The sequence below is a fragment of the Prosthecodimorpha staleyi genome, from assembly GCF_018729455.1.
In the GTDB taxonomy this organism is placed as follows: Bacteria; Pseudomonadota; Alphaproteobacteria; order Rhizobiales; family Ancalomicrobiaceae; genus Prosthecodimorpha; species Prosthecodimorpha staleyi.
On sequence record NZ_JAHHZF010000002.1, the window covers coordinates 631,199 to 645,471 of the forward strand.

The following is a 14,273-nucleotide window of genomic DNA, read 5'->3' on the forward strand; positions in this document are numbered from 1 at the left end:
CCGTCAGAAGCCGAGCGGCGCGCGGCGCCGTTCCGGAGCATCGTCGAGGCGGCCGATGACGACCCGGTCGTCCGCCTTCACGCCGTCGCCGGAGACCTCCACCATGGTATCGGCGGCCAGGCCGACCCGGACCTCGACCGGCTTCAGGGCCCCGTCGGTCCCAACCAGATAGATGCGTGCGCGGCGGCCCTCCTCCGCCGTGGCATTGACGGTGCGGGCGCGCTTGACCTGCCCGCCCTGGGTCTGCGCCTCGGCGGCGGGTTGCGCCGGACGGAAGCGCAGGGCCGCTTGCGGGATGCGCAGCACGTCCTTGCGGGTGTCGACGATCAGCCGGACATTGGCGGTCATGCCCGGAAACAGCGCGCCGGAGGAATTGTCGGCGGTCACCACCGCCGTGTAGGTGACCACGTTCTGCACCGATTTCGGCGCCCGGCGCACCTGCGAGACGCGGCCCTCGAAGCCGCGGCCCGGATAGGCGTCGACCGTGAAGGCGACCTGCTGGCCCTCGCGGACGCGGCCGATGTCGGCCTCGTCGATCGAGGCCTCGAGCTGCATCTCCTCCAGCGCCGCCGCGATCACGAACAGGGTCGGCGCCGACAGGCTGGCCGCCACGGTCTGGCCGAGTTCGACCTGCCGGTCGATGACGATGCCGTCGATCGGCGAACGGATGGTGGCGCGGTCGAGATCGGTGCGGGCGATGCGGACGGCGGCGCGCTTCTGCTCGACATTGGCCTCCGCGACGCGGATCTCGGCCTCCGCCAGCGCGATGTCGGCCTTGGACGAGACGACCTGCGCGTAGGTCTGCGCCTTCAGGACCTCGGCCTGCTCGACCGAGCGCTCGGTCACCGCGCCGGTCTTCACCAACTGGCGGGCGCGGTCGAGCGCGCGGTCGCTGTCGCGCGCGGCCTCGTCGATGCGGACGAGCTCCGACCGGGCGCGGGCGAGCGTCGCCTGCTTGGAGCGGATGCTCGCCTCCGCGACGGCGAGATCGGCCTCCGCCGAGGCGAGCCTGCCCTGGAAGGTGGTCGGATCGAGCCGCGCGATCACGTCGTTCGGCTTCACCTTGGAATTGAAGTCGGCGATCAGCTCGACGATCTGGCCGGAGACCTGGGAGGAGACCTGCACGGTCTGCACCGGCTGCAGCGTGCCGGTCGCCAGCACGGCGGATTGCAGCGTGCCGCGCTCGACCGGGGCCGTCCGCCAGCGCTCGCCGGCCGCGTCGTTGGTCTTCACCTCGAACGGCGGCTTCGCACCGACCCAGGTGGCGGCGCGATTGACCCATACGGCGACCCGCTGGTCGCGCTCCGCGGCGACCACGACGCCTGCCCCCGCAAGCGCGACCAGGACGAGGAAAACGAGAAACTTCTTCATGAACTTGGCGACCCGTTAGCCACCGCCGAGGGCGACCCGCCGCGACCATGCGGCGGCGGCGCAGCGCCGGCAAGTTACTAACTGTTAATGGGAACACTACGCAGGCCGCTTCCTGCCGGTTTTCGGCGCCCCGCACCGAGCCGAGCCCTGCGGCGCCGATCACATCGGCGGCATCGCGGGGACGGCGGCGGTCAAGGGACGGGAAGGCATCCGCCGTCGCGATTCTGCGCGCGCGGCATGACGGCCGAATAGGGATATCGCCTGTCCGACATGCCGTCCGAACCGCGCCCGTCTCGGCGCAGGCGCAGCAGGACGCGGCCGTCCGGTGCCACGAGGTCGATGCGGCCGGCCGGCCGTCGTTGCGCAGTCACACCGCGCACCACGTCGCGCCGGACCTTCGGATAGTCCGTGACCGGGTCCTCGATGGCCAGCGTCCTTGCGGCCGGGCGCCACACCATCACGGCGGACGGTTCGGTGAACAGGCAGCGGATCGCTCCCGCCTCGGCCGGCGCGATGCCGGCCGCGATCGCCAGACCTGCGGCGGCGGCGAGCCCGGCCGCGCGCGGCATCAGACGCTCTTCCGGACGAGGCAGGTCACGTCCACGCCGCGAGCCGACTTGGACCCGAGATGCGTCGCCCAGGCGCGGCCCGCGAACCGGATCTCGTAGTCCTCTCCCTCCATCGGCTTGAAGCGGAGCGTCTTCGGCAGCGCATAGACCTCGACATAGCCCGTCGCATCCGGCGCGGTGCGGTCCACGATCAGGGTCCAGACGCCGTCCTTCGGACCGAAAGAGACGTAGGCGACGGAATCGTCGGCCCCGAATTCGGAGACCTGCGCGCCGATCGTCACGGTGACGTTCGGCTTGCGACCCTCGCCGGCCGATCCTTCGATGATCAGGCCGCCCTTGCCGGTGCAGTGGAAATGCGGCGCCACGTCTCCGGCGGCGGCCAGACCTGTCGACGCCAGAAGGAAAACCGAACAGACGAGGGATCGGGCGGCAACCGTCATCGCAGACCTCCATCATGCCGCAACGGCATGCTTGCGGTCTCTACGATCCGCCGGCTGAACCGCCGGTGAACCGTCACAGCTTCTCGGCGATGATCCGGGCGAGTTCGAAGGCACGCTGCTCCAGGAGGCCCGGCGATTCGCAGACATAGGTCAGCGACTGGTTGCGCTCGTCGAAGATGCGGATGGTCCACTTCAGCTCCTCCTCGAGCTTCGGCAGATCCTCCGGCTTGACGCCCTCGACCGGCTTGCCGGCCTTGACCAGCGCGATCTGATCGCCCAACTGCTCGATGCGGCGGGCGAAGGCCTGTTGCTTGCGCGCATAGCGGACGAGGCCGTTCATCACCCGATCGCGCTCGGCATTGACGCGTTCCAGCATGCCGACGAACAGCTTCGACAGGCGCATGGTCTTGTCGCCGGGCGCCTCGGCCACCCGGGCGATGATCTTCTCGGTCTCCTCGACCGGCGTGCGCCGCGAGGCGATGGCACGGACAGCGTCGGCGACATCCTGCTCGCTCCACCACTCCTTGGCGGTCGCCGGAATTTCCGGCCCGCCCCAGATCGCAGTCGCGGCGATCTGCGGATTGCGCACCTGGATGCAGGGCCAGTTCGGGTCCGTTCCGGCCGCCACGGCGGGCATGGCGAGACCCAACGCAAGGGCGACGGCAGAGGCGAGGCGCATAAAGGCGATCATGACGCGGCTCCTTCAGGCCCGCCGCGCCGGCCGATCAGGCCGCGCGACGGATCGTAGGCGAGGATGGCGAGACCCATGAACAGGGCGGTGGTCGTCACGACGACCAAAAGGGCGATGAAGGCCGGATGGTCGCCGGCGAAGGGATCGAGCGCATTGGCCTTGCCCATGGCGGTGAACATGGCCACGAATTCCGCCCAGGACTGCGGCGCGTCGATCTTGGCATGCAGGCCGAAGCGGATCAGTTCGACCGTGTAGGTGAAGGGGTTGAGCGTACAGATGTAATAGAGCAGCAGGCTCGATTCCTTGACCCGCCACAGCGGGTACAGCGCCGACGAAGTGAAGAACATCGGGAAGATGATGAAGTTCATCACGCTGGCGAAGTTCTCCAGCTGCTTGATCAGCGAGGAGACGAAGAGCCCGATCGAACCGAGCATCAGACCGGACAGGAACACCGCCGGCAGCGCAACCAGATAGCCGATCGGCGGCGGCTCGACTTCCCACCAATAGGCGATGGCCAGATAGGCATAGACCTGAACGACCGCGATGGTCGTGCCGGAGACCAGTTTCGAGGCGAGCAGGTACCAGCGCGGATAGGGGCTGGTCAGCAGGATGCGCATCGACCCGACCTCGCGGTCGTAGACCATCGAAAGCGAGGATTGCATGCCGGCGAAGAGCAGGATCATCGCGCAGAGGCCCGGCGTGACATAGACCTCGTAGAGCACATAGGTCTCGTAGGGCGGGATGATCGAGACACCGAGCACCGAGCGGAAGCCCGCCGCGAAGATGAACAGCCAGACCAGCGGCCGCACCAGGGTCGACAGAAAGCGCCCGCGCTGCAAGAGGAAACGCAGGATCTCGCGCTTCTGGATGCCCCAGAAGCAGTGCAGGTAGCCGAAGCGCGGCAGGCGGAACGGTGCCTCGGCGGCCGCCGGCGGGATGGTGCCGTGCATCAGGCAGCCTCTTCGGTCGGAGTGCCGGTGATCTTGCGGAAGGCGCCGGCGAGACCCGGCTCGCCGGCCTGCGCGCAGAGTTCCGGCGTCGTGCCCCGGGCCAGCACGCGTCCCTTGTGCAGGAGCACGATCGGATCGGCCGGCCGAACCTCGTCGAAGAGATGCGTCGCCCAGAGCACGCTGAGGCCGTCCTCGTCGACCAGCCGGCGCACCAGCGAGACGATGTCCTGGCGGGCGGCGATGTCGAGGCCGACCGTCGGTTCGTCGAGGATCACCACGCGCGGATCGTGCAGCAGCGCGCGGGCGATCTCGACGCGCCGGGCCTGGCCGCCGGACAGACTGCGGACCTTGTCGTTGAGCCGGTCGGCCAGCGAGATGCGCGCAAGCAGTCGTTCGGCCCGGCGCCGGCCCTCGGCCCGCGACAGGCCATGCAGGGAGGCATGGTAGGTGAAGTTCTGCAGAACGGTCAGGTCGGGGTCGAGGGTGCGCGCCTGGAACACCACGCCGAGCCGGCCGAGGGCTTCGGTCGGCCGGCGGCGCAGGTCGCTGCCCATGATGGCGATGCGGCCGGTGACGTTGTCGTAGAGCCGGGTCAGCAGCGAGAACAGCGTGGTCTTGCCGGCGCCGTTGAGGCCGAGCAGGGCCACGAAGGCGCCCTGCGGCACGCCCAGCGACACGTCGTCGAGCGCCTTGCGGGCGCCGAAGGCGTGGCTGACATGGGCGACCTCGATGGCGGGCACCGCCGCGCCCGCCGTCCGACCTGCCGTTTCGATCACGCGTGGACCTCCATCATCGTCCAGTTCACTCGGGCTTCACCCAGACGCCCCAGGGCAGCCGGCCGACCTTGATCGACTTGGTGACGCGCAGCGCATCGACATCGATCACCGAGACATCGCCCGACGCGCCGTTGGTCGAGAACAGCATCTTCTCGTCCGGCGTGAAGGCCAGCTGCCAGACGCGCTGGCCGACCAGGAGATACTTCTCCACCTCGTAGGTGTCGCCGTTGATCACCGCGACCCGGTTGGCCGGGCCGAGCGCCACGAAGACGCGCTTGCCGTTCTTGGTGATACGGATGCCGACCGGCTGGATCGCCTCCTTGTTGAGGCCCGGCACGTTGAATTCGATCCGCTTCAGAACCTGCTTGGTCTTCGGGTCGATCACCGTGACGGTGCCGCCGACCTCCGCGGAGGTCCACAGCTTGGTGCCGTCGCTGCTGAATTCGGCGAAGCGCGGCCGTGCGTCGACCAGCACGTTGTCGGTGATCTTCTGGGTCGCGGCGTCGATGAAGTGGATCATGTTCGTCGTTTCCGACGTGTTGATCACCGTCTTGCCGTCCGGACTGACCGCCATACCCTCGGGTTCGACACCGACCGGGATCTCGGTCACCTTCTTGTTGGTCTCCATGTCGACGACCGTGACGAGATTGTCGTCTTCGTTCGCGACATACATCAGCTTGCCGTCGGGCGAGAAGGCGAACAGTTCCGGATCGGGACCCGACGGGAGCGTGCGGACGAGCTTGTAGTCCGTCGTGTCCCAGGCCTCGATGCGGTGATCGTCGGAGGCGCAGACGACGATATACTTGCCGTCCGGCGTGACCGCGAGGCCGCGTGGGCGGCGGCCGACCTTGAAGGTCTTGGTGACCGTCATGGTCGCGGTGTCGATCACGCTGATCGTATTGTCCTTTTCGTTGGACACATAGACCGTGTAGGCCTCGGCCGCATCGGCGGCCAGCAACGTTCCGGCGATGGCCGCGACGGCGGCGATCCGCGCCTTCATGGATGATCCTCCCGACTGTCCGGGTTTGCGCCCGGGCTTCATTTGAGCTTGCATTTGGATTCCGGCTTGTCCGTGCCGAGCGTATCGAGCGGCGTGCGCTGATGCAGGAAGCCCGGCTGCGGCGACATGGAGACCAGCGCGGCGGCCTGCGCCAACAGGATCGGCTGGCGCAACTGCCAGTCCCAGTCCCGGAAGGTCAGGCCGACGCCCTTGAAGGCGGCCAGTTCGAAGTCCTTGCCGCGCACGAAATCGTAGAGCGGTTTGAATTGTACCGACTTCACGCGCGGGGCGGATTCGGTGACGGTTCGGACCGCCATCCAGACGTTGAAGTCGAGCGACGTCATCGGCCGGTTGGCGAGCCGCTTGAAGCGGTTGTTCAACTGGACGGCGCCGTGCTGCTCGGCCTGGGGATGCCAGGTCGTCGCCATCAGGCCCTGCGTGCCGGCGGTCGGACGCGGATCCCAGGTGTGATAGGCGACATAATCGCCGAACTCGCCGGCTTCGTCGGCGATCATCACCACGTCGTAGCTGAGCGCCTGGGTCAGCAGAGGCACTTCCTGCTGCGCCGTGCGGCGGCCGTCGGGCCCGAATTCCCAAAGCTTCTCGGCGATGATCTTGCCGGAGAACTTCTTCGCCGCACGCTTGATCTGATCGAGATAGAGCTGGTCGTTCGGATGCGGGCCGTAGATGACCAACCAGTTGCGCCAGCGCTTCCAGACCAGGAACTGTGCCAGCGAATCCGTCAGCATCGACCGGGTCGGCGCGACATGCATGACGTTGTCGCGGCAATCCTCGTTGCGCAGCGATTCTTCTTCCGCCGCCGCGTTGAAGAGCAGGATGTCGCGCCCCTTCGCCGCATCGGCAATCTTCAGCACTTGGGCGGCCGGCAGGTTGAGCACGACGAACTGGTTGCCCTTGGCGACCAGCTCCTCGAAGGCGGGCAGCGGATCGTCGCCCTCGTCGAGGATCGTCTCGTCGAGCCGGAAGCTCTGTCCGACCAGCCGGCCGGTGGTGTTGGAATCCTTGATCGCGAGCCGGCCGCCGGCCAGTCCCAGATCCTCGGGCAGCGGGTCCTGATCGTAGATCGGCGGCGGCGGCGGACGCAGCGACAGGATGCCGACGGAAAGTTCGTCGGCACGCGCCGAGGCCGGGGTCCCGGCCCATCCGGCCATGGCGGTGCAGGCCGTCAGAAGAACGGTGCGCATCGCCGCCTGTGCGTCAATCCGGGCCATCGCGTCCTCCTCCCCATGCGTTTCCGGCATGGGACCCTAACAGTGGGGTTCGGGCGGGCAATCCCGAATGAGATAAGAGAATCCTAAACACACGAGCCACTTGCCGGGCCGGGACCGCGTGCTAGCTTCGCTGCCATGAGACGAAGTCAGCAAAAGCACGGATCGGCAAGCGTTTCGACGAAGAGGCGCCGAGGTGGCCTTCTGAGCGTCTTCTCAGGATTGGTTCTGGCCGGGCTGCTCCTGGGCGGATTCGACGCAGGCGCAGCCGAGCCGCCGCGCATCGCGGTATTCGATTTCGAACTGGCCGACGGCGGAGTCAGCGCCGATCCGACCGGCATGACCGCTATGGGGGCGGCCATGCTGCAGGGGCGCGGCCCCGACCAGGCCGACCGGCAGCGTCTGGCGCTGATCACCGGTGAATTCCGGCGGCTGATCGCCGAAAAGGGCCAGCAGGCGCTGGTCGATCTCACGCCGATGGCCGGCAAGCTCGCCGACGCCGCCCCGCTGCACAAATGCAACGGCTGCGGCACGGATCTGGCCCGGGAAGCCGGGGCCGAGCTGGCCGTGTTCGGCCGGGTCAAGAAGCTGACGCCGCTCCTGATCCATATCGACATCACGGTCACCGACGTGGCCGCCGACCGGCCTGTCCGCACCATGAGCGTCGACGTGAACGGCGACACCGACGAGAGCTGGACCCGCGGCGTCCGCTGGCTGTTCCGCAACCGCTTCGCCGACCCGCCGCTTTCCGCTGCGCCCTGAACGCGGCCGAATGTCCGGCCGCTTGCGGCTTCCCGAGTGCGGGCCGAAGCGCTAGTTTGGCGCCCCGTCCCCAACAGCCGCCGAGACCGCCGCCATGCCGAACCTGCTCGTCAGCGTCGCCGATCCGGCCGAGGCCGTCCGCGCGGCGGCCGCCGGGGCGGACTTGATCGACGCCAAGGACCCGGCGGCCGGCGCACTCGGCGCGCTGCCGGCCGAGGCGATCCGGGCGATCCGGGAGGCCGTCGGCCGGTCACGGACAGTCACCGCCGTGATTGGCGATCTTGTTGATTCGGAAAGCGTTCTCGATGCGGCCGAGCGGGTCGCCGCAACCGGGGTCGACATGGTCAAGGTCGGCCTCTTCCCCGGACCGGACCGGGCCGCGCTGGTCGCCGAACTCGGCCGCAGACTTCGGGGCCGCACCCGCCTGGTCGGGGTCCTGATCGCCGACCGCGCGCTCGATCTCGCGCTGGTGCCGGCCGCCGCCGCCGCAGGCTTCGCCGGCATCATGATGGATACCGAGGGCAAGGCCGGCGGCCTCCTGGCCGCGACCAGCCCTTCGGAGCGCACCGGCTTCGTCGCCCTGGCGCGCCGGCACGGGCTGATGGTCGGCCTGGCCGGATCGCTGCGCATTGCCGACATCGCCGGTCTCGCCGCCCTCGGCCCGGACCTCATCGGCTTCCGCGGCGGGCTGTGCGAGGGCCTCGACCGGCGCCGCCCGCTTGTCATGGACCGGGTCGCCGAAGCCGCCGCCGCCTGTCGGGCGGCGGCTGCCGGCCGGCTCGGCCTGACCGCGTGAGGACCGGCACGCCGGTCGTGGTCAAGCTCGGCGGCAGCCTGATGGCCGGCGCCGATCTGGACATTCTGCTCGACCAGGCGATCGGCGCTGCCCGACCGACCGTCATCGTCTGCGGCGGAGGCCTCTTCGCCGATGCGGTCCGCACCGCGCAAGGCCGGCTCGGCTTCTCCGACGGTCTCGCCCACCGTCTCGCGCTCGATGCGATGAGCCAGTTCGCCGCCGTCATCGCCGAGCGGCGGCCGGCGCTGGCGCTGTGCAATTCTCTGCAAGCCGTTGCCATGGCATTCGAACGCGATCGACAGGCTTTGTGGCATCCGGTGGCGCTTCGCGACGGTCATCCGGCCATCCCGGAGACCTGGGCGGTGACCTCCGACAGCCTCGCCCAGTTCGTCGCCCGGGAGATCGGCGCCGCCGCCCTGATCCTGGTCAAGTCCGCCGACCCGGCGGCCGCGGCGGCGGCAGGCGGGGACAGCGGCCCGCCCTTGCTGCGGCTCGTCGCCGCCGGCCATCTCGATGCCGCCTTTCCGGCTTTCCTGGCCGGCGGTTCCGGTATAGTCCGCATCCTCGGGCCGGCGGATCACGCCCGGCTGGGCGCTGCGATCGCGGCGCCGGAGGGCGATATCGGCTTCGACCCGCTCGGCTGACCGGGCCGGGCCGGATCGGATGGCAAAGAGGATGCGCGTGTGGCCAAGACCGTCGTGACACCCCGGCTCGGCTGGGCCCTGACCGGCTCCGGGCATTATTTCGTCGAATGCCTGACGCTCATGCGCAAGGTTCCGCATCTCGATCTCTTCGTCACCAAGGCGGCGGCGGAAGTGATCAGGATGTACAAGAAGGAATTCGAGCTCCTGCCCGAGGACACCCGCATCTTCAAGGACACCACCGCCAGCGCCGCCCCGGTCGGCAATTTCTACAAGGGTCAGTATTTCGGCCTGATCGTTGCGCCGGCGACGTCCAATACGGTCGCCAAGGCGGTGCACGGCATTTCCGATACGCTGGCCACCAACGTCTATGCCCAGGCCGGCAAGTGCCGCGTACCCTCGGTGGTGTTCGCCTGCGATACCGCCCCGGAAATGGACACCGAAGCGCCGTCGGGCTGGGTCAAGGTCTATCCGCGCCGGATCGACCTGCAAAATACCGAGGCGCTGAAGGCCTTCGAATATACCGACGTGGTCGAGACCCTGCCGGATCTCGAAGCCGCGCTCGACCGCATGCTCGCCGCCGCCGGGCAGAGCCCGGTCGCGGCCTGATCCCTCCGGCAGCGCGCGGCCCCGCCGACTGCCCCAGCCCGCACCGGAAACCGATGTCCGACGCCCCCGCCCCGCCCCCATCGTCCCAGGATCGCATCGTCCTGCTGACCGGCCATCTGGCGCGGGCCCGGGTAGAGGCGGTGATGGCCGAGATCGACGGGCGGGGACGGGACGGGCAGACCTTCCAGTGGAAGGTGATCGATGCCGGCGTGAAGGTTGCCGCGCTGATGACCGAGGAGATCATCCGCCGCCGGGTGAGCCTGCCGGAGGGGGCCACGATGGTGGTGGTGCCGGGCCGCTGCCGGGCCGATCTCGACGCCCTCGCGGCCCATTTCGGCGTACCGGTGCGGCGCGGGCCGGACGAGGTGGTCGACCTGCCGGCCTTCTTCGGCCGCGGCGCCGCGGTGCCGGACCTGTCCGGATACGACCTGAGGATCTTCGCCGAGATCGTCGACGCGCCGGATCTGCCGGTCAAGGCCGTGCTCGCCAAGGCGCTCGGGCTCGCCGCCCAGGGCGCCGACGTGATCGATCTCGGCTGCCTGCCGGATACGCCCTTCCCGCATCTCGCCGATTGCGTGCGCGCGCTGAAGGCCGCCGGCCTCACGGTCTCGGTCGACAGCGCCGATGTCGGCGAACTCAGGATCGGCGCCGAGGCCGGCTGCGATTTCCTCCTCTCGCTCAACGAGGACACGCTCGCTCTCGCCCGCGAGGTCGCCGCCGTGCCGGTGCTGGTGCCGGCCCGCCCGCAGGATCTCGACAGCCTGATCCGCGCCTGCCGGCGGATGGAGGATTGGGGCCTGCCCTATCTGGCCGACCCGATCCTCGACCCGATCCATTTCGGCTTCACCGATTCGATCGTGCGCTACCACGCCTTCCGCAAGGCCATGCCCGCGGCCGAGATGCTGATGGGCACCGGCAACCTGACCGAACTGACCGAGGCCGACACGACCGGCATCACCATGACACTGCTCGGCATCGCCTCGGAGCTTGCGATCCGCAACGTGCTGGTCGTCCAGGTCAGCCCGCATACCCGGCGCACCATCGCCGAACACGATGCCGCCCGCCGCATCCTCTACGCCGCCAGGCGCGACGGCGCCCTGCCCAAGGGCTATTCCGGCGCGCTCGCCGCCCTGCACGACCGCAAGCCCTACGCCAACACCGCCGCCGGCATCGCTGCCGCGGCCGAGGCCGTCCGCGACCGCAACTTCCGCATCGAGGTGGTCGAGGACGGCATCCATGTCTACAATCGCGACGTGCACGCCGTGCATGCCGAGGCGCTCGCCTTCTTCCCGGAACTGGGGGTCGAGACCGACGGCGGCCATGCCTTCTATCTCGGCACCGAGCTCGCCAAGGCGGAAACCGCATGGCGGCTCGGCAAGCGCTATGCGCAAGACGAACCCCTCGACTGGGGCGCGGCATGGGATCGCAAGACCGAGGACTTGACCCGTCTGAAGGACGCGGGCCACACCTTGGCGACCCGCCGCCAGAGGACCGCGTCGGACCCGGCCGCCGCTGCATCCGATCCGGACGGAACGGCCGCCGGCGATCCCGCCGCGGATGCCGGTGCCGGAGGAGACCCCGACTGATGCCCTTCATCCTGGAGACGGTGGTGGCGACGCGGAACCCGGACGGCAGCCACCATGTGGCGCCCTACGGGCTGATCCGCGACGGAGCCGGCTGGATCCTGGCCCCGTTCCGGCCGTCGCCGGCCATCGACAACCTGCACCGGCATCCCTTCGCGGTCGCCTCCGCACCGACCGACCTGCGCGTCGTCGCCGGCCACGTCACCGGGCGGCGCGACTGGCCGCTGGTCCCCGCCGAGCGCGTTGCAGGCATGCGGCTGGCCGACTGCTTCGGCCATCTCGAGCTGGAGGTGGTCGATTTCACCGAGGACGCGACGCGGCCGCGCTTCCGCTGCCGGGTGGTCCACGAGGTCGCGCACCGCGCCTTCGCCGGCTTCAACCGCGCCCAGGCGGCCGTGCTCGAAGCCGCCATCCTGTCGACCCGGCTCGGCATGCTGCCGCGCGACAAGGTCGAGACCGAGATGGCCTATCTGGAAATCGCGATCACGAAGACGGCCGGTCCGGCCGAGCGCGAGGCCTGGGACTGGATCCGCCAGAAGATCGAGGGGCATTTCGCCGCAGCTGCGACCAGCGCGGATGCGAGTACCCATTAGCGCACTCGATGCCGGCGGCCCGCCGACCGGCTCGCACCAAGAACCGAGACCGGCAGCCCCTGGCCCGGTCGGCAAGAGTGACCATCTGGCCGAATTCGACCGGCTCGAAGGAGAGGAAACGATGAAGCACTGGACCCTGACCGCCATCGCGGCCGCCGCCGTGGCGCTCGTCGCCGCCACGGCCGATGCCCACGGCCCGACCCGCCAGAAGGTGACCGAGACCATCGAGATCAACGCGCCGGCCGCCAAGGTCTGGGCCGTGATCGGCAATTTCCAGGACATGAGCTGGCACCCGGCCGTCGCCAAGGGCGAAGGCAAGGGCGGCAACGAGATCAATGCCACCCGCACGCTGACCCTGCAGGGCGGCGCGGTCATTCCCGAGGAGACGCTCGAGAAATACGACGCCGCCGGAATGAACTACAGCTACCGGATCACCAAGGAGGACGTGAAGGTCCTGCCCGTGACCAACTACACCTCGCGCATCGCCGTGACCGAAGAGGGCGGCAAGGCCAAGGTCGAGTGGCGCGGCGCCTTCTATCGCGGCTTCCCGAACAACGATCCGCCGCCCGAGCTGAACGACGAGGCGGCGATCAAGGCGGTCAAGGGAGTCTATTCGTCCGGCCTGGAAGCCTTGAAGAAGAAGGTCGAGAGCGGCAGCTGAGCGTGCCCGGGGACCGCAGGCTCCGGTGTCCGGCGGTGATGCGCCGCCGGTCCCGGCACAGGCGCCTCGGCGGGGTCCCGAAGGGCGCCCGGCCGACCCGCGCGCCGACGGCCGTGGCGCTGGGTCTTGCCCTGCTGGCCGCGGCGGCGCTGGCCTCGGCCGGTCCGGCATCGGCCGACGAGGCTTTCGTCACCAATCAGGGCTCCGACGACCTGACGGTCGTCGATCTCGACCGGATGGTGCCGGTCGCCACCATCCCGATCGGCGGCAAGCCGGCCGGGATCGCGGTCGCACGCGACGGCCGCCGGGCCTATGTGACCAGCCCTGACTCCAAGACGCTGACGGTGATCGACGCGGACACGCGCGCGATCGTGAAGCGAATCGGTCTCACCGGCGGCCCGCTCGGCCTCGCCGTGCATCCCTCCGGCCGGCCGGTCTATGTCGCCGACTGGTATGCCCACCGGCTCCTGGTGGTCGATCCGGAGGCCGGCAGCGTGACCGCACAGGTGACGGTCGGCGAGAGCCCGTCCGGCATCGCGCCGACGCCGGACGGCCGTCTGGTGCTGACCGCGGACCGGGATTCCAACCAGGTCTCGATCGTCGATGCGGAAAGCCTGACGGTGGTGGCGGTGGTCCCGGTCGGCACGCGGCCCTTCGGGGTCACCGTCTCGGCCGACGGCCGGCGCGCCTATACGGCCAATGTCGGCTCCAACGATGTCTCGGTGATCGACCTCGCCGCCCGACGCGAGATCGGCCGCGTTGCGGTCGGCAACACGCCCTATGCGGTCGCGCTCGCCGGCGGGCGGGCCTTCGTCACCGACCAGCATGCCGACACGATCACGGTCTTCGACACCGCGAGCCTCGCCCCGGTGGCGACGCTCGCCTATGGCGGCGAATATCCGGAAGGCATCGCCGCGACCCCGGACGGCCGCCGCATCCTGGTCGCCGACTGGTTCTCCAACACCCTGTCGGCGATCGACGCCACCACGCTGAAGACCCTCGGCACCGTCAAGGTCGGCGACGGCCCCCGCGCCTTCGGCGACTTCATCCGCCGGACACGGTAGACCGCCGGATCGGACGCGCGCCCGCACGATCGGCCGCGATCCCCCTGTCCTGCCGAAGGAGGCGCCGCAGAAGTCGCTGCCGCTTCGCATGCGCGTCGACGAATCACGAAAGCGATCGCACCCGATCGGGCCGCCCCTTCGCCTTCGCCCTCCCCCTGTCGTGCAGGAAAAGGGAATCAACCCGTTGGGAGATCGCAGGATTCATCGCCCCCGATCCACCGGCTCCTTCCCCTTCTCCCCCCAAGGGGGAGAAGGTCGCCGAAGGCGGGATGAGGGGGGCGATGCCGCAACAGGCTCCGAAGCTGCGGTCCGGACACGGGCCGATCCGGTCGGCCGCCAGACCGACCCCCTCATCCGCCCTTCGGGCACCTTCTCCCCCCACGGGGGGAGAAGGGGTAACCCGTTGAGAGATCGCAGGATTCATCGCCCCCGATCCACCGGCTCCTTCCCCTTCTCCCCCCAAGGGGGGAGAAGGTCGCCGAAGGCGGGATGAGGGGGGCGATGCCGCAACAGGCTCCGAAGCTGCGGTCCGGACACG

16 protein-coding genes are annotated in these 14,273 nt (G+C 69.3%); 8 read left to right on the plus strand and 8 right to left on the minus strand.

Annotated elements, in window-relative coordinates:
- Nucleotides 1-3 precede the first annotated feature (3 nt).
- From KL771_RS05895 to KL771_RS05930, 8 genes are all read right to left on the minus strand, one after another.
- On the minus strand, nucleotides 4-1,371 hold the full coding sequence (locus KL771_RS05895) for an efflux RND transporter periplasmic adaptor subunit (protein ID WP_261967603.1): 1,368 nt from the start codon (nucleotides 1,369-1,371) through the stop codon (nucleotides 4-6).
- Between the two features lie 191 nt (nucleotides 1,372-1,562).
- A complete protein-coding gene (locus KL771_RS05900) occupies nucleotides 1,563-1,940 on the minus strand; it encodes a hypothetical protein (protein ID WP_261967604.1) in 378 nt (125 codons plus the stop codon).
- A complete protein-coding gene (locus tag KL771_RS05905; RefSeq protein ID WP_261967605.1) occupies nucleotides 1,940-2,380 on the minus strand; it encodes a hypothetical protein in 441 nt (146 codons plus the stop codon). The genes KL771_RS05900 and KL771_RS05905 overlap by 1 nt, the downstream gene beginning before the upstream one ends.
- A gap of 73 nt (nucleotides 2,381-2,453) precedes the next feature.
- Nucleotides 2,454-3,071, minus strand: a complete 618-nt coding sequence (locus KL771_RS05910; RefSeq protein WP_261967606.1) for a hypothetical protein — start codon at nucleotides 3,069-3,071, stop codon at nucleotides 2,454-2,456.
- Entirely contained in the window at nucleotides 3,068-4,021 is a 954-nt protein-coding gene (locus KL771_RS05915; protein ID WP_261967607.1) for an ABC transporter permease, read from the minus strand. Before KL771_RS05915 ends, KL771_RS05910 begins: the two co-directional genes overlap by 4 nt.
- The gene (locus tag KL771_RS05920) at nucleotides 4,021-4,797 is read right to left on the minus strand and encodes an ABC transporter ATP-binding protein (RefSeq protein WP_261967608.1); all 777 of its coding nucleotides are present in this window, start codon (nucleotides 4,795-4,797) and stop codon (nucleotides 4,021-4,023) included. The genes KL771_RS05915 and KL771_RS05920 overlap by 1 nt, the downstream gene beginning before the upstream one ends.
- 25 nt (nucleotides 4,798-4,822) lie before the next feature.
- Nucleotides 4,823-5,797, minus strand: coding sequence for a YVTN family beta-propeller repeat protein (locus KL771_RS05925; protein WP_261967609.1), 975 nt, complete (start codon nucleotides 5,795-5,797; stop codon nucleotides 4,823-4,825).
- 38 nt (nucleotides 5,798-5,835) lie between these two features.
- On the minus strand, nucleotides 5,836-7,029 hold the full coding sequence (locus KL771_RS05930) for an ABC transporter substrate-binding protein (RefSeq protein WP_261967610.1): 1,194 nt from the start codon (nucleotides 7,027-7,029) through the stop codon (nucleotides 5,836-5,838).
- Nucleotides 7,030-7,248: 219 nt separating this feature from the next.
- Between KL771_RS05930 and KL771_RS05935 the strand changes: the two genes are divergently transcribed.
- The 8 genes from KL771_RS05935 (at nucleotide 7,249) to KL771_RS05970 (ending at nucleotide 13,735) form a co-directional block, all read left to right on the plus strand.
- Nucleotides 7,249-7,788, plus strand: a complete 540-nt coding sequence (locus tag KL771_RS05935; RefSeq protein WP_261967611.1) for a DUF3280 domain-containing protein — start codon at nucleotides 7,249-7,251, stop codon at nucleotides 7,786-7,788.
- Nucleotides 7,789-7,882: 94 nt separating this feature from the next.
- Complete coding sequence (locus tag KL771_RS05940) at nucleotides 7,883-8,584, plus strand: (5-formylfuran-3-yl)methyl phosphate synthase (RefSeq protein ID WP_261967612.1); 702 nt, start codon at nucleotides 7,883-7,885, stop codon at nucleotides 8,582-8,584.
- Complete coding sequence (locus tag KL771_RS05945; protein ID WP_261967613.1) at nucleotides 8,581-9,228, plus strand: amino acid kinase family protein; 648 nt, start codon at nucleotides 8,581-8,583, stop codon at nucleotides 9,226-9,228. The genes KL771_RS05940 and KL771_RS05945 overlap by 4 nt, the downstream gene beginning before the upstream one ends.
- 39 nt (nucleotides 9,229-9,267) lie before the next feature.
- Complete coding sequence (locus KL771_RS05950) at nucleotides 9,268-9,834, plus strand: flavoprotein (RefSeq protein WP_261967614.1); 567 nt, start codon at nucleotides 9,268-9,270, stop codon at nucleotides 9,832-9,834.
- A 53-nt stretch (nucleotides 9,835-9,887) separates the two neighbouring features.
- Complete coding sequence (locus tag KL771_RS05955; protein ID WP_261967615.1) at nucleotides 9,888-11,420, plus strand: DUF6513 domain-containing protein; 1,533 nt, start codon at nucleotides 9,888-9,890, stop codon at nucleotides 11,418-11,420.
- Nucleotides 11,420-12,010, plus strand: a complete 591-nt coding sequence (locus tag KL771_RS05960) for a DUF447 domain-containing protein (protein WP_261967616.1) — start codon at nucleotides 11,420-11,422, stop codon at nucleotides 12,008-12,010. Before KL771_RS05955 ends, KL771_RS05960 begins: the two co-directional genes overlap by 1 nt.
- A gap of 121 nt (nucleotides 12,011-12,131) precedes the next feature.
- Nucleotides 12,132-12,671, plus strand: coding sequence for an SRPBCC family protein (locus KL771_RS05965; RefSeq protein WP_261967617.1), 540 nt, complete (start codon nucleotides 12,132-12,134; stop codon nucleotides 12,669-12,671).
- 38 nt (nucleotides 12,672-12,709) lie between these two features.
- Nucleotides 12,710-13,735: a YVTN family beta-propeller repeat protein gene (locus KL771_RS05970; RefSeq protein ID WP_261967618.1), complete on the plus strand. Its 1,026-nt coding sequence runs from the start codon at nucleotides 12,710-12,712 to the stop codon at nucleotides 13,733-13,735.
- The last annotated feature ends 538 nt before the right edge of the window (nucleotides 13,736-14,273 follow it).

What these genes read in the sequence shown, in the direction of transcription:
- KL771_RS05895 (WP_261967603.1), bottom strand. Translation starts at nt 1,371, where the DNA reads ATGAAGAAGTTTCTCGTTTTCCTCGTCCTGGTCGCGCTTGCGGGGGCA.
- KL771_RS05955 (WP_261967615.1), top strand. Translation starts at nt 9,888, where the DNA reads ATGTCCGACGCCCCCGCCCCGCCCCCATCGTCCCAGGATCGCATCGTC.
- KL771_RS05925 (WP_261967609.1), bottom strand. Translation starts at nt 5,797, where the DNA reads ATGAAGGCGCGGATCGCCGCCGTCGCGGCCATCGCCGGAACGTTGCTG.
- KL771_RS05970 (WP_261967618.1), top strand. Translation starts at nt 12,710, where the DNA reads ATGCGCCGCCGGTCCCGGCACAGGCGCCTCGGCGGGGTCCCGAAGGGC.
- KL771_RS05910 (WP_261967606.1), bottom strand. Translation starts at nt 3,071, where the DNA reads ATGATCGCCTTTATGCGCCTCGCCTCTGCCGTCGCCCTTGCGTTGGGT.
- KL771_RS05940 (WP_261967612.1), top strand. Translation starts at nt 7,883, where the DNA reads ATGCCGAACCTGCTCGTCAGCGTCGCCGATCCGGCCGAGGCCGTCCGC.
- KL771_RS05960 (WP_261967616.1), top strand. Translation starts at nt 11,420, where the DNA reads ATGCCCTTCATCCTGGAGACGGTGGTGGCGACGCGGAACCCGGACGGC.
- KL771_RS05915 (WP_261967607.1), bottom strand. Translation starts at nt 4,021, where the DNA reads ATGCACGGCACCATCCCGCCGGCGGCCGCCGAGGCACCGTTCCGCCTG.
- KL771_RS05905 (WP_261967605.1), bottom strand. Translation starts at nt 2,380, where the DNA reads ATGACGGTTGCCGCCCGATCCCTCGTCTGTTCGGTTTTCCTTCTGGCG.
- KL771_RS05965 (WP_261967617.1), top strand. Translation starts at nt 12,132, where the DNA reads ATGAAGCACTGGACCCTGACCGCCATCGCGGCCGCCGCCGTGGCGCTC.
- KL771_RS05930 (WP_261967610.1), bottom strand. Translation starts at nt 7,029, where the DNA reads ATGGCCCGGATTGACGCACAGGCGGCGATGCGCACCGTTCTTCTGACG.
- KL771_RS05900 (WP_261967604.1), bottom strand. Translation starts at nt 1,940, where the DNA reads ATGCCGCGCGCGGCCGGGCTCGCCGCCGCCGCAGGTCTGGCGATCGCG.